The organism is Streptomyces sp. NPDC031554, assembly GCF_055580685.1.
Map to the genome: position 1 here is coordinate 334,314 of NZ_JBVIKX010000003.1, position 17,184 is coordinate 351,497.

General features: G+C 75.3%; 15 protein-coding genes. 8 read left to right on the plus strand and 7 right to left on the minus strand.

Going from position 1 to position 17,184, the window contains the following annotated elements; all coding sequences use genetic code 11:
* Positions 1–29: 29 nt before the first annotated feature.
* On the plus strand, positions 30–419 hold the full coding sequence (locus ACZ5FU_RS10150; protein WP_451527822.1) for a helix-turn-helix domain-containing protein: 390 nt from the start codon (positions 30–32) through the stop codon (positions 417–419).
* Here the strand turns inward: ACZ5FU_RS10150 and ACZ5FU_RS10155 are convergent.
* Positions 316–1,173, minus strand: a complete 858-nt coding sequence (locus ACZ5FU_RS10155) for a ferritin-like domain-containing protein (RefSeq protein ID WP_469045195.1) — start codon at positions 1,171–1,173, stop codon at positions 316–318. The two genes, ACZ5FU_RS10150 and ACZ5FU_RS10155, sit on opposite strands and share 104 nt — an antisense overlap.
* A gap of 185 nt (positions 1,174–1,358) precedes the next feature.
* On the opposite strand from ACZ5FU_RS10155, the gene ACZ5FU_RS10160 reads away from it, so the two are divergent.
* The 3 genes from ACZ5FU_RS10160 to ACZ5FU_RS10170 all read left to right on the plus strand — a co-directional run bounded on the left by ACZ5FU_RS10160 (position 1,359) and on the right by ACZ5FU_RS10170 (position 2,870).
* Complete coding sequence (locus ACZ5FU_RS10160) at positions 1,359–1,706, plus strand: antibiotic biosynthesis monooxygenase family protein (RefSeq protein WP_451527824.1); 348 nt, start codon at positions 1,359–1,361, stop codon at positions 1,704–1,706.
* Between the two features lie 11 nt (positions 1,707–1,717).
* Positions 1,718–2,098, plus strand: coding sequence for a hypothetical protein (locus ACZ5FU_RS10165; protein WP_451527825.1), 381 nt, complete (start codon positions 1,718–1,720; stop codon positions 2,096–2,098).
* Positions 2,099–2,432: 334 nt separating this feature from the next.
* Entirely contained in the window at positions 2,433–2,870 is a 438-nt protein-coding gene (locus ACZ5FU_RS10170) for a luciferase domain-containing protein (protein WP_451527826.1), read from the plus strand.
* Between the two features lie 232 nt (positions 2,871–3,102).
* Here the strand turns inward: ACZ5FU_RS10170 and ACZ5FU_RS10175 are convergent, their stop codons facing one another.
* From ACZ5FU_RS10175 to ACZ5FU_RS10190, 4 genes are all read right to left on the minus strand, one after another.
* Entirely contained in the window at positions 3,103–3,354 is a 252-nt protein-coding gene (locus tag ACZ5FU_RS10175; RefSeq protein WP_451527827.1) for a ribbon-helix-helix domain-containing protein, read from the minus strand.
* The gene (locus tag ACZ5FU_RS10180) at positions 3,345–3,716 is read right to left on the minus strand and encodes a DUF952 domain-containing protein (RefSeq protein WP_451527828.1); all 372 of its coding nucleotides are present in this window, start codon (positions 3,714–3,716) and stop codon (positions 3,345–3,347) included. Before ACZ5FU_RS10180 ends, ACZ5FU_RS10175 begins: the two co-directional genes overlap by 10 nt.
* Before the next feature lie 141 nt (positions 3,717–3,857).
* On the minus strand, positions 3,858–4,616 hold the full coding sequence (gene trhA, locus ACZ5FU_RS10185; protein ID WP_469045196.1) for a PAQR family membrane homeostasis protein TrhA: 759 nt from the start codon (positions 4,614–4,616) through the stop codon (positions 3,858–3,860).
* Positions 4,617–5,472: 856 nt separating this feature from the next.
* Positions 5,473–8,304, minus strand: coding sequence for a helix-turn-helix transcriptional regulator (locus ACZ5FU_RS10190; protein WP_469045197.1), 2,832 nt, complete (start codon positions 8,302–8,304; stop codon positions 5,473–5,475).
* Between the two features lie 306 nt (positions 8,305–8,610).
* Between ACZ5FU_RS10190 and ACZ5FU_RS10195 the strand changes: the two genes are divergently transcribed.
* The 3 genes from ACZ5FU_RS10195 to ACZ5FU_RS10205 all read left to right on the plus strand — a co-directional run bounded on the left by ACZ5FU_RS10195 (position 8,611) and on the right by ACZ5FU_RS10205 (position 12,108).
* Entirely contained in the window at positions 8,611–9,315 is a 705-nt protein-coding gene (locus ACZ5FU_RS10195) for a helix-turn-helix transcriptional regulator (protein ID WP_451527831.1), read from the plus strand.
* A 181-nt stretch (positions 9,316–9,496) separates the two neighbouring features.
* On the plus strand, positions 9,497–10,150 hold the full coding sequence (locus ACZ5FU_RS10200) for a Pvc16 family protein (RefSeq protein ID WP_451527832.1): 654 nt from the start codon (positions 9,497–9,499) through the stop codon (positions 10,148–10,150).
* Positions 10,147–12,108 carry an ATP-binding protein gene (locus ACZ5FU_RS10205; protein ID WP_451527833.1) on the plus strand — a complete coding sequence of 654 codons (1,962 nt, stop codon included), beginning with the start codon at positions 10,147–10,149 and terminating at the stop codon, positions 12,106–12,108. The genes ACZ5FU_RS10200 and ACZ5FU_RS10205 overlap by 4 nt, the downstream gene beginning before the upstream one ends.
* Before the next feature lie 215 nt (positions 12,109–12,323).
* Here the strand turns inward: ACZ5FU_RS10205 and ACZ5FU_RS10210 are convergent, their stop codons facing one another.
* Together ACZ5FU_RS10210 and ACZ5FU_RS10215 are read right to left on the minus strand one after the other, a co-directional pair.
* Complete coding sequence (locus ACZ5FU_RS10210) at positions 12,324–13,733, minus strand: hydrolase (RefSeq protein ID WP_469045198.1); 1,410 nt, start codon at positions 13,731–13,733, stop codon at positions 12,324–12,326.
* A 119-nt stretch (positions 13,734–13,852) separates the two neighbouring features.
* Positions 13,853–15,415, minus strand: a complete 1,563-nt coding sequence (locus ACZ5FU_RS10215) for a COG1470 family protein (RefSeq protein ID WP_469045199.1) — start codon at positions 15,413–15,415, stop codon at positions 13,853–13,855.
* Between the two features lie 348 nt (positions 15,416–15,763).
* Here ACZ5FU_RS10215 and ACZ5FU_RS10220 point away from each other — a divergent pair, with 348 nt between their 5' ends.
* A complete protein-coding gene (locus ACZ5FU_RS10220; RefSeq protein ID WP_451527836.1) occupies positions 15,764–17,155 on the plus strand; it encodes an eCIS core domain-containing protein in 1,392 nt (463 codons plus the stop codon).
* Positions 17,156–17,184: the final 29 nt, after the last annotated feature.

Sequence of the window (17,184 nt, forward strand, 5' to 3'; positions counted from 1 at the left end):
CCCTGCTACGCGGCGATCAACGAGGTGACATGACAGCAGACAACCCGCTCAGCGGTCGTCTGGACGACGACGACTACCCGGCGTACTCGATGGGCCGGGCGGCCGAGATGCTCGGCACCACCCCCGGTTTCCTCCGGGCCATCGGGGAGGCCCGCCTGATCAGTCCGCTGCGCTCGGAGGGCGGGCACCGCCGGTACTCGCGCTACCAGCTGCGGATCGCCGCCCGCGCCCGCGAGCTGGTCGACAAGGGCACCCCGATCGAGGCCGCGTGCCGCATCGTCATCCTGGAGGACCAGCTCGAGGAGGCCCGGCGGATCAACGCCGAGTACCGTCGGGCCGCGAGCGAGGCCCCGGAGTCCTCCTCGCCCGCGCACTCCCCCTCGGGTTCGGGTTCCGGTTCGGGACGGGGCTCCGGCTGACCGGCGCGAGCACGGCGCGGACCACCTCGCCGGAGGAGGCCATGACGTCCGCCACGAACCGCCGGCGTCCGAGGCCGAGCCGGCGCAGCCCCGGCCCGTGGTCGACGGCGACGACCAGCGACACCGCGAACAGGAGCAGCCGCCACGAGGCCGTCACGGGGCGCCGGACCGGGCGGGGCAGCTCCGCCGGGCAGGCGTGCAGCCGCTCGCGGTGGAAGGGCACGTGGCGTTCTTCGTCGGCGAGGATCCGGCCGGCGACGTCCGCGGTCAGCGGGTCGCCGGCGCCGTCGCGCAGGGCGCGGTGGTACCGCGGTGCCACCACTTCCGCGATCGTCAGCACGAGCAGTTCCAGGCGCAGGCCCATGAGTCGCCGCAGCCGTACGAAGACCGTGTCGGTCCAGTGGCCGGCCAGGGTCGGCCTGCCGCCCGCGGCCGGCAGCCGGGCCAGGAGGCGGGCGTGGTTGCGCTCCTCGGCGACGAACAGCCGGACCGCCCGCGCGTAGTCGGGGTCGCCGGCCCGGTCGGCCTTGGCGACGAGGGCGGCGCCGTCGCCGTCCTCGCCGACCTGGAAGCGCTGGATGCCGGACCGCACCGCCGGGTGCAGCACCGCGCCCCGGGCCCGGTCCGGGTCGCCCCGGGCCTCGCGGCGCTCGCGCTCGTCCTCGAAGCGCCGCGTCCACGGCGCGAAGCCGTCGTGGACGCCGGTGCCGGCCCGTCGGCGCGACGGGGGTCGTGGTCGCCCGCCCTGTTCCATGGGGTCGACCTGACGGCCGTACTCGTACGGATGTGCTGGTTTCGCGGGTGGCCTGCTCGGCGGAGCCGGTGGGCGACAACCCGTGCGAACGGCGGTGGCGATGACGGCGCGTCAGCCGTGGACGCCGGCCGGACCGGGAGCGGGGCCGATGGGCGCCCGCCCCGCGGACGGCGGACAATGGGGGCATGAGCATCGTCAAGATCAATGTGCTGACCGTTCCCGAGGAGCAGCGCGAGACGCTGGAGAAGCGGTTCGCCGCGCGGGCGGGCGCGGTGGAGAACTCGGACGGGTTCGAGTGGTTCGAGCTGCTGCGTCCGGTGGAGGGCACCGACACCTACCTCGTCTACACGCGCTGGCGCAGCGAGGAGGACTTCCGGAACTGGATGTCCGGGCGGGCCCAGGCCGCGCACGGCGACGGGGGCGGCGCCGAGGGCGGTGAGCGGCCGAAGCCGGCCGCCTCGGGTGCCACGCTGTGGTCCTTCGAGGTGGTCCAACAAGCCTCCCCCGGGCGGAGCGGACCCGCCACCGAGTAGGCTCCACACTCATGGCGCACGCTGATGACCTGCTCGTCGACATCGCCGCAAGGGTGGAGTCGGAGCACGACAGCCGGATGTCCCTCACCGTGGTGATCCCCGGAGCCGTGATCACGGGCCGGCTCGCACCGGAGACCCTGTGGAAGCAGCGGGTGGCGGAGGTGCTGGAGGCCTCCGACCAACTCGGGGCCTTCTCCTCGGTGTTCACCCGCCCGCAGGCGACCGGCGCACCACCCGAGCCGCGGCCCGACCGACCCACCCATCTGCACTTCCACGTGGCCCGCATCCTGCAGGGCAACCTCGGCCTCCCCGACACGGGCGGCATGTACCGCGTCGCCCTGGAGGACGTGAGCGCGTGGACGGTCGGGGACCTCAGGTACGCGGACCAGTGACGGAGCGCTGAAGGGAGGCGGGGCCGGCGGGGCGGGACCTGCCGGCCCGGCCCTCCCGTACCGCGGCCACCGCCGCCGGACACTCGCGTCGGGCGGGTGCGCGACCCGAGACCGGTATCGGGCACGCGTGCGCGACCGGCACGCGTGCGACCGGCACGCGTGCGACCGGCGCGCGTACGACCGGCGCGTGCGCGACCGGCGCGCGTGCGCAGGAGCCCCGGGAAGGTGCTTGAAACGTCACGGGCCACGTACGGCGCGTGGTGATGAGCTCACACCCCGGTCACGTTTCGTTCAACCCCTGGTCGCCGGGCGGTCAGCGAGCGACCATGGCCCCATGACTCTGGCCGAGCGCGCCATGGCGCGACTGGAAGTCTGGCCCGACCTCAGTACGGGACAGGCCAGTTGTGGCGCAGGACGGGCCTTGCGCTCCGTACACAGCGAGATACTCCACTTCCACTCCGACCGGGACGTCGACCTGCATCTGACCGTCCCGGCCATCCTGCGCATCCACTCCGACCTCATGGGGTCGACGGCCGTGCGGGTGGTGCCCGGTTCGCGCTGGGTCACCGTCCACCTCGACTGCGACACCGACGTGGACCTGCTGATGAGCCTGGTCAGCGTCGCCCTCAAGGCCCACCTCTCCCAGGGACCGGTGGCCGCCCCGGCGCCCTCCCCCTTCACCTGCAACCTGCACCGGGTCACGCTGGTGCCGCGCGACGACCCCGACGACCGCTGGGACCCGGCACCGACGGGCCGACGTCCTTCCCCCTGAACGGACTTGGCGTGAAGGCGCCGGCCGGGGCGGTACGGCCCGGCCGGCTGCTTCACCGGGCAAGTGGGCGGTACGACCGCGCACTTCGGCGCGGACGGGCGGCCGGCGCGGCCGGTCTCCCGCGGAGATCGTCGCGGACCGGGCGGGGTCCCCTCGGTGCCGACCCCGTGGCCGGGGTGGCCGGCGTCGCGGAGACGGACGCCGTGCGGGTCCCGGGGCGCCCGCGACGCTCCTACGACGATCCGCTCTGGCGGCGCACGGCGTCGGCGACCGCGTCACGGACCTCGGCCCGGGACGCCGTACGGCCGGGTCCCCCCGGGGTGCGGGAGAACGGCGGTTCGTCCCGGACCCGGTGGGCCATCGCCGCGAGGTGGATGCCCTCCCGGAGGATCTCCGCCTCGCTCACACCCCGCCGCACGGACGCCTCCCTGATGATCGCCAGGTCCTCGGGGTCGGCGTGGACGGTGACACGCTTCAGCGACATGTGCCCAACGTAGCCAGTCCCGTCGCCGTGCCGGTCTCGTCCCACCGGACTTCCAGGACAGCGGTGACCGCGGCGCGGTCGAGGGGGCCGAAGACGTGGGGGAACAGGGTGGCGTCGGAGACGCCGGGCGGCGGGGCCGGGGCCGCCGCCTCCCAGGCGCAGCGGGCGGTCAGGCGCTCCTCGTCGACGAGGAGCGCCAGGAGCGGCCTGGGGGCCGTGCGGTAGAAGGCGTTGGCGACGGCCAGCGTCGTCGCCTCGTCCGGCGAACAGTGCACGAAGCCCTCCTCGCCGAGGGACGCGGGCGCGTACGGCCGGCCGGGACGGGCGTCCCACTCCGCCTCGGGGACCAGGTGGTAGATCATCGTCCGGTTATATCCCGGCGGGCGGGGTCAGGGCCCGTGCGGCGGGAGACGGCGGGTCGGGGGGCTGCTCCTCGTCCGGGCGCTCGCCGTACGGTGGAGGGCCGGCCCTCCGGGTCCCGCGTCCGTGACCGCGCGCGGGTGTCACGTGGCCGCCAGGAGGATGGCCGTGTAGTGCGCGGCGAAGGCGGCGATGGTCAGGGCGTGGAAGACCTCGTGGAAGCCGAACCAGGCCGGGGAGGGGTCGGGGCGCTTGAGTCCGTAGACGACGGCGCCCGCGGTGTACAGCAGACCGCCCGTGACGACGAGGACGACGATCGCGGTGCCGCCGGCGCGCGCGAAGTCGGGCAGGTTGAAGACGGCCACCCAGCCGAGCGCGATGTAGCACGGCGTGTACAGCCACCGGGGAGCCCCGATCCACAGGACGCGGAAGGCGATGCCGGCCAGGGCCCCCGCCCACACCGCGGCCAGCAGCACCCGCTGCCGGTCCGCGTCGAGCAGCAGGACCGCCAGCGGGGTGTAGGTGCCGGCGATGATCAGGAAGATGTTCGCGTGGTCCAGCCGCCGCAGGACCGCCTCCCCGCGCGGTCCCCACGTTCCGCGGTGGTAGATCCCGCTGGTGCCGAACAGCAGGCAGGCCGACAGCGCGTACACGGAACAGGCCACCACTGCCGCGGCCGAGCGTGAGACGGCGACCAGGAGGATGCCGCCGGCCAGCGCGAGGGGGAACACACCGGCGTGCAGCCAGCCGCGCATCCTCGGTTTCAGCACGGCCGCGGCCTGCCGGCCAGGCGTGTCGGCGGGCGCGTCGGCGGCAGGGGTACGGAGGGGGTCGGGCGTGGTGCCGGGGCGGGGCCGGGATTCCCGTCCGTGGGCCGGCGGCTGGGCGTCTTCGGCGATCATGCGTCCGTATTCTGGAGTCGGCTGGGGCGGGCGGCCCGGCGCGACGCCGCGGCGTGCGGCCCGGGTGCCGGCGGCGCCCCTCTGGGGAACATGTCGAGGGCCCTGGCGCCGTACGACGCCAGGGCCCGAAGGAACTGCTACACCATCTGCCGGCCTTCGTACCGTGCCGGCCCTCTGTTTCCGCAGACCCGAAGGGGACACTGTCGGGGCTGCTGGGATCGCGGTTGCTCGACCGGAGACCACCTCACTATCGATGTCCTGCGGTACCCGGGCTCAAGGCTTCCGCCCGGGCGATCCTGATGGCGTCTGCTCCTCCGTCCTTCCCTCGGTGATCAACTGCTTGTCGAACAGGTACTGCGGACCTCACTTGCGGGTACTGCCACTGCTTTCACTGCGGTACTGCTCATGGCGGTCCCTGACCACTGCGGGCCACCCGGTCCGGTCGTCAGTCCCGTCGCCTTCCTGCGGAAAACCTGGCTTCGAAACTCCACCACCGGACCGTCCTGCGCACTGCTGTTTCGGTACTGCCGCCCGGCAGTTCGTGTCTGCCGGGCCCTTCGGTCCTTCTGGCTACGAGAGAAACCATAACCACGTCACGACCCAATGTCTACTCCGGCGAGCACAGATTTTTGTGCGGCCGCCGGTGAGGTAATCGACCTCGCGCGGCGCCGGGGCGACGGGTCCGCCCGCCCCGCGGACCGGCCGCGCGGAGGGCGCGGGGCAGCCGCTCCGGGCATCGCGAGGAAGCCGCGAGAAAGCCGCGGGAGGCGACACGGGGGCCGTGGGACGGCGGAGGAAGGCGCGCGGGTACCGGGCCGGCTCCAGGGCGTGTCCGACGATTCCCGTCGGGCGCGCCCTAGGACTCCTCCCGCAGCGCCCCTTCCAGTTCGGCCCGGCGGCGTATGCCGAGCTTGCGGTAGGTGCTGGTCAGGTGGGTCTCCACGGTGCGTCGGGCCACGTGGAGGAGGTCGGCTATCTCGGTGTTGCCGCGGCCGGCGGCGGCCAGTTCGGCGATGCGGCGTTCGCTGCCGGTGAGGGAGGCGGAGCCGGTGCGGGCGGTGGTGCGGCGGGCACCGCCCGCGCGCAGGGCCTCCTCGGCCCGGGAGCGCAGGCGTACGGCGCCCAGGCGTTCGGCGCGTTCGGCGGCCTCGCGCAGGCTCTCGCGGGCGCGGGTCCGGTCGCCGGTGGTGGACAGCAGACGGCCCCGGGTGAGGAGGGCGGCGACCAGTTCGGCGTCGGCCGGGGAGCCGCGCAGCAGGGTCACCGACTCCTCGGCCAGGTCCAGGCCGCGCCGGCCGCCGGTCGCACGGGCGAGGACGCGCAGGGCCCGGCCGACCGTGCGGGGGGTGTCCCACACGCGGGCCAGCCGCAGTTCCTCCTCGGCCAGGGCGATCGCCTCGTGGGGACTGCCGAGGGCCAGCCGGCAGCGGGCCGCCGCCGTGCGCCAGGGGGTGACGACGGGGCTGAGCACGGCGCGGGCCGACTGGCGGCGGCCGCACTCCAGGAAGTCGTGCAGGGCGCCGGCGGCGTCCCCCTCCGCGAGGCGCAGGGTGCCGCGTGCGTACAGGAAGCGGTTCAGCTCCCAGGAGTCGGGCGCGTCGAGCAGGTCGAAGCGGGCCGCGAGCTGCCGTGCCCGCGTCGTGCGGCCGGTCTCGACCAGGGCGAGGAGGGCGTGCGCGTCGGCGTTGGTGGGCCCGGCGGCCGGGGCGGGGGCGTCGGCCGGGACGGTCGTACCGGCGTCCGTGAGGAGGCGGGCGTAGTCGCCGCGGGCGGCGGTGATGTCCAGGCGGACGTTGTGCAGGGCCCGTTGCATGGGGTGCAGGAGGGAGGGGCGCTGGCCCGCCAGGCCGCGTTCCACCAGGCTCTCGGCCTCGTCGAGTTCGTCGGCCCACTGGGCCACGGCCGCCGTGGTGCCCAGCAGGAAGGGCTCGGCGAACGGTTCCGCCGGTTCGGTCAGCAGGGCCCGCAGCCGGGCCATCGCCGCCCGCGCCGAACTGGCCCCGGCGGTCGCCGCGTACCGCACGAGCAGGGCCTGGCCGGTGGCTCCGGCCAGTTCCGGTGAGTGCTCGGCGGTGTCGGTGAGCCGGCGGTAGGCCTCGCGGCGGACCGTCTGGTCCTGGTCGGACAGCAGGGCGGACGCGGCCCGCACGGTGCGGATCAGGCCGGGGTGGCCGGTCAGCCGGTCCTCCAGCGCGCGCAGCACCTCCACCGCCGCCCGGACCTCGCCGCGGCCCGCGAGGGCGGTGCCCAGCGCGAGGGCGGTGCGGACCCGGTCGCCGGGTCCGGCCGGGAGGTCGAGGGCCTCGGTGAGCCGGGGGATGCCGGCGGGGGCGTCGGCGGGGGCGTCGGCGAAGGCGTACTCCAGGGAGCCCAGTTCGGTCAGGAGCCGTTGGCGCAGGTCGTCGGGGAGGGGCTCGTCGAGGGCCCGGCGGAGGTAGCCGGCCGCGTCGTCGGGGCGGCCCTCGCGGACGGCCGCGGCGACGGCGTCCCGCAGCACCCGCAGCGCCCAGGGCAATCCGACGGGCCCGCTGCCCAGCAGGTGGCGGGCCACGCCGTCGGCCCGGTCCCCGCGCCGCAGCATGGCCTCGGCGACGGCGAGGTGCGCGGCCCGGCGGCGGGCGGCCGGCCAGCCGGCGAGCACGGCGTCGCGCAGCAGGGGGTGGGCGTAGCGGGGCCGGCCCCGCGCGTCCGCCCGCAGCAGCCCGAGCCGGGTCATCGCGGTGAGCCAGCCGGCCACCCGTGCGGGGTCCGCGCCGGTGGCGTCGGCGAGGAGGGCGGCCGTGGCGGCGAGAGGGGCGGCGGCGGTGACGGCGGCGGCCGTGCTGGGGAGCGGGGCGGCGGCCGTGCGGGGCGGGGCCTCGGGGAGGTCCCGCCCCTCCTGTTCCAGGGTCGCCAGGGTGCGGGCGGTCGCCGCCGTCGCCGGGCCCGCGGCCTCCAGCCACCAGGAGACCGCGGCCGGGTAGGAGCCGGGGTACAGGGCGGCGCAGGTCCGCGGCACGGGAGCCGGCGGCGGGGTGTCGCGCAGGTCGTCCAGGAGGGCGTGCAGGAGCAGCGGACTGCCCGCGCCGGCCCGGACGCAGTCGGCGGTCCAGTCGTCGGGGGCCGCGGGGAAGGCGGTCCGCACGAGACGGGCGGCGGCGGCGTCGGTGAGCGGCGCGAGGGTGTGGGTGCGGACCAGGGACGGCGAGAGGGCGTGGGTCAGCCCCGCGGGCCGCTGGTCGATGTCGTACTGGCTGCGTTCGGTGGCCACCACCAGTACCGGTAATCGGTCGAGGCGGTGGGCCGCCTCCACGAACCAGCGGCGGGAGGACTCGTCCGCGAGGTGGACGTCGTCCACCGCCAGCAGCACCGGGGACCGTTCGGCGTACGAGCGCAGCAGCCGCCACAGCCGGGCCGCGCTGCCGCGGTCGCCGAAGCCGGGCGTCAGGTCGGCGAACTCCGGTACCGGGCCGAGGAGATGGAGGACGCAGGAGAAGGGCACGGCGGTGTCCTCGGGGGAGCAGCGGGCGCGCAGCACGCGCAGGCCGCGGCCGGCCGCGTGGGCGACGGCGGCCTCCAGCATGGCGGAGCGGCCGGTCCCGGTGGCTCCGCGCAGCAGGACGAAACGGCCGCCGCCCGCTCGGGCGCGCTCGGCCTCGGCCGCGAGCAGCGCATGGGCCCGCTCGCGCTCGCGCAACGGTCCGGTCATGCCTGCCTCCTGGGCTGGACGCGAAATCCCGTGCGCGGGTTCCGCCGGGGGCGTACGGTCGCTGTGGCGATGCCCACAGCCGGGAGCGGAGGGTTCCGAGGCTCCCGCGCCTCGCCCCTCATACCCCCCTTGACCTGCTGTGATGTTCCTTCGCGAGCTTTCTCGTGGTGGCCGGTCCGCTGGTCTCGTGGTCCGCCTCGTGGTGCTCCACGATTGCGCCCTCCCCGGCCGCCGCAGAAAGGTGGAACATCTCCTACCGCCACCGGCCCGCGCCGGACGGCGGGCTCGCGAACAGGGGGGAAACGGTTGCTCAACGCACCCCGGACACCAGAGACCACCACCGCCGGCGTCGCCGTCAGCGCCCACGTCGGCACCCGTACCGGAGCCGGCGCCCCGCGCCGTACGCCGGTCTCCGTGCAGGCCTGCGACCCCATCTCCCGCGAGGGGGCCGTGAGCCAGCTCCGCACCCGCCCGGAGGTGGAGATCCGGACGGAGTCCGGCGTCGGCACGGTGACGCTGCTGATCGAGGACACCCTCGACGAGGCCGCGCTGGCCCGGCTGCGCCGGGTCGTGCGCAGCGAGGGCGGTCGGGCCGTACTGGTCGTGGGCACGATCCGCGAGAACGAACTGCTCGACGTCCTCGAGTGCGGGGTCGGCGCGATCGTCTGGCGCCGCGAGGCCACCGCCCACCGGCTGGTGCAGGCGGTGACGGCCGCCTCGCGCGGTGACGGCGACCTGCCCGCCGACCTGCTCGGCCGGCTGATCAGCCAGGTAGGCAGCCTGCACCGGGGGGCGGCGAACCGGCCCGGCGCCCCCTCGCTGGGGCTCGCGCCCCGTGAGGTGGACGTCCTGCGGCTGGTCGCCGAGGGCCTGGACACCGGAGAGATCGCCAGCAAGCTGTCCTACTCCGAACGGACCGTCAAGAACGTCATGCACGGGCTGACCACACGACTGCACCTGCGCAACCGGGCGCACGCCGTGGCATATGCCCTCCGGGAAGGCTACATCTGACCGAACGGGCAATCGAAGGCGGACACGCGGGCAGCGCCCGGTGCCCGCCCGCCGACCCCGGCGCGCCTGCGCCGCGGACGGCCCGGACGGCACACTCGGCGGGGTACGCCGTGCGGACGGAAAGAAGCCGGAAGAAGTCCGGAAGAACCCGCCCGGCACAGCGGTCGAGGAGCGCGCGAAAGTGATCCACGAGGTGGACGAGGTCCTCAAGGGCCTCCTCGGCGGCGGCGCGCTGGCGGGTTCCGGCATCGACGTCTCCTTCGAGGCACCGACCCGCGACTGGGCGGCCCGCCGCAACGCCCCGACGATCAACTCCTACTTGTACGACATCCGCGAGGACGTCTCCCGGCGGCAGCGCGGCCAGATCCCGGTGCGCGACGAACGGGACATCGTCGTGCGGCGCCGCCAGCCCCCGCGCTGGTTCCGGCTGTCGTACCTCGTCACCGCGTGGACCAAGACCCCGCAGGACGAACACCGGCTGCTGTCGGCCGTGCTGGCGACCCTGTTGCCGCGCGAGCTGCTTCCCGCCGACGAACTGCCCGGCGCGCTGGGCTCCCTCGGTCTCGCCGTCCCGCTGACGGTCGCCGGACTGCACACCGAGTCGCGGTCCCTCGCGGAGATCTGGTCCGCGCTCGGCGGTGAACTCAAGCCGTCCCTGGACCTGGTGGTGACCGCGCCCTTCCCGGCGTACCCCGAGTACGACGCCGGGCCGCCCGTCACCGAGGGCGCGGCCGTCCGCGTCCGCGGCCTGGACGGCGACCCGCCCTCCTCCGGCGAACGCGCCCACCGCCCGCACCAGGTGGCGGCCGCCCGAGAGGCCCGCAAGCCCCGATGACGGACGCCCCCCTGCTCACCCGCCTCGCCGGCCTGCGCGCGCGGGTCGCCGACCTGGTCGCCCACCGGAGCGCCGGCGATCCCACGGCCGACGACCCGCTGCGCGGCCTCTACCTCTCCGAGGAGGCGGTGCGGCACCTGCTCGCCGCGGAGCCGCCCGCCTCGCCGCCGGACACGGTCCCCCCGCCCGCCGACGGCGACCCGCTCGACCGGCTCGCCGGCCGGCTCGCCCTCACCCCGCTCGACGCGGCGATCCTGCTCATCGCCCTCGCCCCCGACCTCGACCGGGGTTTCGAACCGCTCTACGGCTACCTCAACGACGACGTGAGCCGCCGGCGGGCCACCGTCGGACTGGCCCTGGACCTGTGCGGGACACCGGCGCACCTCGCGGCGGCACGGGCCCGCCTCCACTCCGCCGCACCCCTGCGCGCGCTCGGCCTGCTGGACGTCGAGGAACCCGAACGCCCTTTCCTCTCCCGCTCGTTGCGCGTGCCCGACCGGCTCCTCTCCCACCTCCTCGGCGACGACACCCCGGACGCCGCCCTGCACGGCCACCTCCTGCCCATGCCGGAGGTGCTGCCCGCCGAGGACGCCGGCCACGCCGGCTTCGTCGCCCGGCTCGCCGCCCGGCTGCGGCAGGGCCCCCTCGCCGTCCACCTGCGCGAGCACCGCGAGGGCGACGGACTGGCCGGCATCGCCGCCGCCCTGGACGCGGCCGGTCTCGGCGCGCTGCGCTACACCGGCCCCGAGGACCGCGTCCCCGAGCTGCTGCGCGAGGCCCGGCTGGGCGGACGGGCCGTCGTGCTGTCCGCGCTGCCCGAGCAACCGGCCGCGCTGGTGGCCGCGTTGACGGCGGCCACCGACGTGACCGTGCTGCTGGCCGACCCCCGCCCCTACGACCCGCACTGGTGCGCCCACGACCCGCTGGTGCTGGACGCACCGCGCCGGCCGACGGGCTCGACGGCGGCCTGGGCGGCGGCGCTCGGACCGCAGGCGGAGACGTTCGACCTGGCGACCGCCGTGGCGCCGTACCGGCTGGGCGGGGAACGGGTGGCGCGGGCCGCCCACGGCGCCCTCGCCCTCGCCGCCTTCGACGGCGGCCCGCTCACCGCCGCCCACGTCCGGCTGGCCGCCCGGCAGCAGTCGGCGTCCGGACTGGAGCGGCACGCCCGCCGGATCCGGCCCGCGGTCGGCTGGGAGGACCTCGTCCTGCCCGAGCGGCCGCTGACCCAGCTGCACGAACTCGCCCTGCGCGCCCGCCACCGCGACCGGGTCCTCGGCGACTGGCGGCTCAGCGCGGGCGGCGGCCGGGGCCGGGGCGTGCTCGGCCTGTTCGCGGGCGAGTCCGGCACCGGCAAGACCCTGGCCGCCGAGGTCGTCGCCGCCGAACTCGGCCTCGACCTCTACGTCGTGCAGCTCTCCTCCATCGTCGACAAGTACGTCGGCGAGACCGAGAAGAACCTGGAGCGCATCTTCACCGAGGCCGACCGCACCGACGCCGTGCTGCTGTTCGACGAGGCCGACGCGGTCTTCGGCAAACGGTCGGAGGTCAAGGACTCCCACGACCGCTACGCCAACATGGAGAGCGCCTACCTGCTCCAGCGCCTGGAGTCCTTCGACGGCATCGCGCTGCTCACCACCAACCTGCGCGCCAACATCGACGAGGCGTTCACCCGCCGGCTCGACCTGGTCGTCGACTTCCCCTTCCCCGACGCCGGGCAGCGCGGGGCCCTGTGGCGGCACTGCCTCTCCCACGTGCCGTGCGCGCCGGGCATCGACCCGGCCCCGGCGGCGAAGGACTTCGAGCTGGCGGGCGGCTCGATCCGCAGCGCCGTCGTCACGGCCGCCTACCTGGCGGCCGGGCGGGGCGAACCGGTCGGCGACGGGGACCTGCTGGAGGGCGCCCGCCGCGAGTACCGCAAGGCCGGGCGGCTGGTGCCGGGCGGGGCGGGCTGGTAGACGGACGGTTCCCGGGCGCCTCCGGGCCGCCGGGCGACGGTCTCGACCGGGGCCGTCGCGCACGGCCGGCCGGGGTCACCGGCCGGCCGGGGTCACCGGGCGGCCGGAGGGCCACCGCACGGGGCCGGTGCCCGAAGGGGACGGCGGGACGCCCCGCCGCCGGCCCCGCCCCGGCCCCCGGCGCCGCGGACGGTCTCGGACCGTCTCGGACCGTCTCAGACGGTGAAGCGGACCGCCTCCAGGTTCTTGGCCTCCTCCATCGGGCTGCCGCCGTACATCCAGTCGCCCGGCTTCGTGCAGCCCAGGCCCATCCAGCCCTTGTCGGCGACGTGGGCGTTCTGGCAGACCGAGCCGTCGTTGACCTTGATGGTGTAGCCCTGGAGCGGGGAGAGGGACTCCTTGGTGGACCCGAAGTACATGTCGACGCCGTCGGCCGCCGAGGCCCACTTGTCACCCGTCTTCCAGCCCTCGACCACGTAGGCGCCGTTGCCCGCCGTGCCCTCGACCCCCGACACCGCGATGTTGAGCGCCTTGATCGGCAGGTCCTTGCCGACCGTGCCCGCCTCCGCGCCGTCGCACACCGGCTCCTGCCAGCCGCGGTCGGCGACGTAGGCGCGGTAGCAGATGTGCCGGCCCTCGCTGCGGGCCGCCAGTTCCTGCACGGCGGTGGCGGCGGTCCGCTCCTCCGGCTCGGGCTCCTCGGAGGCACCGCCCCCGCCCCCGCCGTCGCCCCCGGCGCCCGAAGTGGCCGAGGCCTCCGGCTCGGCGGCCGGCTCCGAGGCGGGCGGCGGCGGCGGGGCGGCGTTCGCCTTGCTCGGGGCGCTCGGGCTCGGCGCGGGCAGGGAGGTGGCCCCGGCCTGCTCCATCTTCTCCTTGGCCAGACTGACGACCTGGGGCCGGTAGGCCAGCCAGATCATCACGAACGCGATGGTCAGCGCGAGGCCCACGCTGAGCGCGGTGGCCAGCCAGCGCGGCAGGAACCCGCGCTGCACGAACGTGCCGTCCACCTCCAGGGGCTGGGCCCCCGACCGCCGTACGGCGAGGCTGTACGGCTGCTCCTCCTTGGAGCCGAACCAGATGATGTTCCGGGGCCGCAGCGTCGCGTCCACGAACGCCGCGCGTCCCGGATCGATCTGGACGTTGCCGGGCTGGAGGTCGTAGGTCAGGCGGTCGCCGGTGTCGGTGCCGCTGAGGGAGGCGGTGACGCGGGTGTTGCCGAGGTTGTCGATGGCGAGGCGGGGGCGGCCCCGCAGCCGGCCCTTCACCGTCGGCGGCACCAGCTCGGCCCGCACCTCGGTGAACGGCGTGATCGTCAGGTTCCCCTCGGGCACGGTCACCGCGTCCGGATGCTCCGTCGGCGTGATGCGCACGGCGTAGGGGTTCGGACCGGCGGTCGCGTCCGGGGTGCGCGGCGGCGAGAACGTCAGCTCCACCGTCCCCGTCGTCCCCGGGTAGAGCCGCAGCGTGGGCGGCTCCACCGACGTCCAGGGAGCCACGCTCCCCACCGGCTCGAAGCGGTACTCGTCGACGACGTCACCGGTGTTGCGCACCCGCAGCCGCACACGGGTCTCGGCGCCGGGATCGACGGTCGCGGAGGAGGGTTCAAGAGAGGTCCACAGGCTCACCCGCACACGCTAGAGCGTTCCGCCGGAGACGGTCAGAGGCGCAGGGGCACGATCGCTGCCCCGTACGCCCCTCCCGCTGCCCTCGGCGCCCCCGCCCTCCGGCAGGGCGCGCCGCCCGGTCACCGGTCGAGGGCCGGGGCCGGCGGATAGGGGTCGGCGGTGATCCTCCCCGGGTCGTCCTGCGACTTGACCCTCCCGCCGTGCAGCAGCGTGAACGTCGCCCCGTCGATGGTGCCGGTCGCGGGCAGCCCCATCGCCTGCTGGTAGAGGACCACCCGGGTGCGCAGGGTGTCGTCCGCGAGGGCGTGGGCACGGTTCTCGGAGCTCTGCAGGTACTGCATGTTGGCCCACAGGTGCTGGATCTGCGCCCTGACGACGTTGTCGCCGTAGGTGTCGTGACCGGCCCACAGCAGCGCGCTGTTGACCCACACGATCTCCGGGCTGTCGTCCCCGGGCTGGACGCCGGAGACGTCCAGGGTGAAGTGGGCCATCACCAGGGCCGTCATGGTGGACCGGCCCAGGTTGCCGAGGCCGTCCGTCTTCACGACGGCGCCGTCGTAGACGTCGTCGAGCTTCTTCTGGGAGCACTTCAGGGCCGCGACCGTCGCCGCGTCCATGACGCCCTTGGTGTGCGGCGCGGTGAGCCGGCAGGGGTCTCCCTCCCGGTACTTCTCCATCCTGACCTGCGCGAATTGCACGAAGAGGTTGGGTCCGTCACCCGGCTTGAAGGGCAGCGGGCCGCTCGGCTGCTCGTCCTCCTCCTTCGGGTCCTCCTCGGCGGCCGCCGAGGAGCCGCCGCCGTCCTGCCCGCCCCCGGTTCCGTCCGCGAGGTCGGGCGGGGCCGCCTCCGAGACCTTCGGCGAGGGCGCCGACACCTGCGGGCTGGGCGGGGCGGGCAGTTCGACGGCGGCGACCCCGTCCGTCCGCTCCACCGCGCCGGTGATCACGCGGGGCTTGTTGCCGATCCACAGGAAGAGGAACGCCAGGGCCAGCGCCAGCGAGATGCTGAGCGCGGTGGCCAGCCAGCGCGGCAGGAACCCGCGCTGCACGAACGTGCCGTCCACCGCCAGCGGGCTCTTCCCCGACCGCTGCACGGTCAGCGCGTACGGCCGCTGCTCCTTCGACCCGAACCAGATCACGTTCCGCGGCCGCAGCGTCGCGTCCACGAACGCCGCCCGCCCCGGCTCGATCCGCACGCTCCCCGGCCGCACGTCGTACGACAGGTGGTCACCCGTGTCACCACCGCTCACCGACGCCGTCAACGCGGTGTTGCCGAGGTTGTCGATGGCGAGGCGGGGGCGGCCCCGCAGCCGGCCCTTCACCGTCGGCGGCACCAGCTCGGCCCGCACCTCGGTGAACGGCGTGATCGTCAGGTTCCCCTCGGGCACGGTCACCGCGTCCGGATGCTCCGTCGGCGTGATGCGCACGGCGTAGGGGTTCGGACCGGCGGTCGCGTCCGGAGTGCGCGGCGGCGAGAACGTCAGCTCCACCGTCCCCGTCGTCCCCGGGTAGAGCCGCAGCGTCGACGGCTCCACCACCGTCCAGGAGGACGTCGGGCCCACCGGTTCGAAGCGGTACTCGTCGACGACGTCACCGGTGTTGCGCACCCGCAGCCGCACACGGGTCTCGGCGCCGGGATCGACGGTCGCGGAGGCGGGTTCGAGGGAGGTCCACAGGCTCACACGAGGACGCTACGGGAGGCGCCGTACGGGATCAGGGGCCGCCGGGGCAGACGTCGCTGCCCTTGCGGACAAGGGTTCCCGGCGACGGCGCACCGGGGACGGACGCCTCGTCCGGCGGGTGAGGGGAGGGGACCGCGCGGGGCGGGCACCGCGCCACCGGGTCGTGGACGGTGCGGGCCGGCCCCGGCACGGCCGGGCGGACGGCCCTTTCGGGCAGGAGGTCTGCGCGGGACGAGGCACCGGAACCCTTGCGCGGTCCGGGGTAGCCGTCCGCATCATGCTCACGGCAGTGGTGTAACCGCAGTCGGGCGGCCGCACCTGGAACTCCGGACGACCGGAAGGCGGACGATGCGGGAACAACAGGCGGACGAGGCGCGCGACAAGGCGGGCAGGCCGGCTCCGCGGCCGTCCGCGCGAGACACGCGGGGTCCCTCGGAGGCGCCGCTCGGCCCGCTGCCCGGCGGGGGGTTCGCCCCCGCCGCCGTCACCGCCCTGCAGCGCGCGGCCGGCAACGCGGCGGTCACCGCGGCCATGGCGCGCGACAGCCACGAGCACAGCCCCGGCTGCGGGCACGGGGCCCCGGTGCAGCGGTCCGCGGTGCACGACGTGCTGCGCGGCGCGGGCACCCCGCTCGACACCGGGACGCGCACGGAGATGGAGGCCCGGCTGGGCGCCGACTTCTCCGACGTGCGCCTGCACACCGACACGGTGGCGCAGCGGTCCGCGGCCGAGATCGGGGCCCGCGCCTACACCTCCGGCAGTCACGTGGTCATCGGCGAGGGCGGCTCGGACAAGCACACCCTGGCCCACGAGCTGACGCACGTCATCCAGCAGCGGCAGGGCCCCGTGGCGGGCACGGACGACGGCGGCGGACTGCGCGTCAGCGACCCCTCGGACCGGTTCGAGCAGGCCGCGGAGGCCAACGCCCGCCAGGTGATGGCGGGCCCGGTACCGCAACGGCGGGAGGACGGGGGCGGGCCGGGTCCGGAGCGGTCCGCGGGCCACGGGGAGCCGGCCGTGCAGCGGATGCGGATGCCCTGGCAGAAGGAGGGGAAGCAGGAACAGCAGGGCCCGGCACCGGTCACCCTGCGCGTCGGCGACGAATCGATCACCACGACCCGTCAGGGCGCCTACTACCACTTCAGGACGCCGGCCGGCGGAAACGCCTTCATCCACGACGTGGCGGTGAACAACGGGGTCGTCGGTCCGGAACTGGCCGGGCACATCACGCGCTACCTGAACGGCGGCCTGGTGCTGTACCGGGGCATCCCACGCTGGCACCCGACCTGGCACCAGGTGATCGGGGAGGGTGTCATCCCGCCCCTGGGCTCCGGGTGGCTGCCGGACTTCGACACCCACAACACCTCGTTCATCCCCTTCGCCCCCCGGGAGGACATCGCCCGCGGCGCCGCCGTGGGCACCTCGGGCATGGGGCCGGGCGACCGGGCCCAGTTCGTGGAGGGATACAGCAGGCAGGGCGAGCACGAGGTCGGCATGATGGTGACCGTCCGGGTCGGCCCGGAGCACGACGTCGGCTTCTACAACGGCGGCGAGATCCAGGCCCGCGGCCCGGTGGACCTGGTGAGCATGCAGGTGTTCACCATGGGGACCGACGTGGAGGAGGCGCTGACCGGCACCCCCGGCGCCCCACCCGAGCCCCTGCGCGGCACCCGTCCGGCCACGCCCACGGAGGCCGAGAAGGACGCGTACCGCGCGGAGTACGGCGGACTGCGGAAGTAGGGCACGCCCGCGTTGCCCCTACGGGCACG

Bases quoted from the DNA above. Each gene is read 5' to 3' on its own strand.
- ACZ5FU_RS10150 (WP_451527822.1), top strand. From the start codon at position 30: ATGACAGCAGACAACCCGCTCAGCGGTCGTCTGGACGACGACGACTAC.
- ACZ5FU_RS10155 (WP_469045195.1), bottom strand. From the start codon at position 1,173: ATGGAACAGGGCGGGCGACCACGACCCCCGTCGCGCCGACGGGCCGGC.
- ACZ5FU_RS10160 (WP_451527824.1), top strand. From the start codon at position 1,359: ATGAGCATCGTCAAGATCAATGTGCTGACCGTTCCCGAGGAGCAGCGC.
- ACZ5FU_RS10165 (WP_451527825.1), top strand. From the start codon at position 1,718: ATGGCGCACGCTGATGACCTGCTCGTCGACATCGCCGCAAGGGTGGAG.
- ACZ5FU_RS10170 (WP_451527826.1), top strand. From the start codon at position 2,433: ATGACTCTGGCCGAGCGCGCCATGGCGCGACTGGAAGTCTGGCCCGAC.
- ACZ5FU_RS10175 (WP_451527827.1), bottom strand. From the start codon at position 3,354: ATGTCGCTGAAGCGTGTCACCGTCCACGCCGACCCCGAGGACCTGGCG.
- ACZ5FU_RS10180 (WP_451527828.1), bottom strand. From the start codon at position 3,716: ATGATCTACCACCTGGTCCCCGAGGCGGAGTGGGACGCCCGTCCCGGC.
- trhA (WP_469045196.1), bottom strand. From the start codon at position 4,616: ATGATCGCCGAAGACGCCCAGCCGCCGGCCCACGGACGGGAATCCCGG.
- ACZ5FU_RS10190 (WP_469045197.1), bottom strand. From the start codon at position 8,304: ATGACCGGACCGTTGCGCGAGCGCGAGCGGGCCCATGCGCTGCTCGCG.
- ACZ5FU_RS10205 (WP_451527833.1), top strand. From the start codon at position 10,147: ATGACGGACGCCCCCCTGCTCACCCGCCTCGCCGGCCTGCGCGCGCGG.
- ACZ5FU_RS10220 (WP_451527836.1), top strand. From the start codon at position 15,764: ATGCGGGAACAACAGGCGGACGAGGCGCGCGACAAGGCGGGCAGGCCG.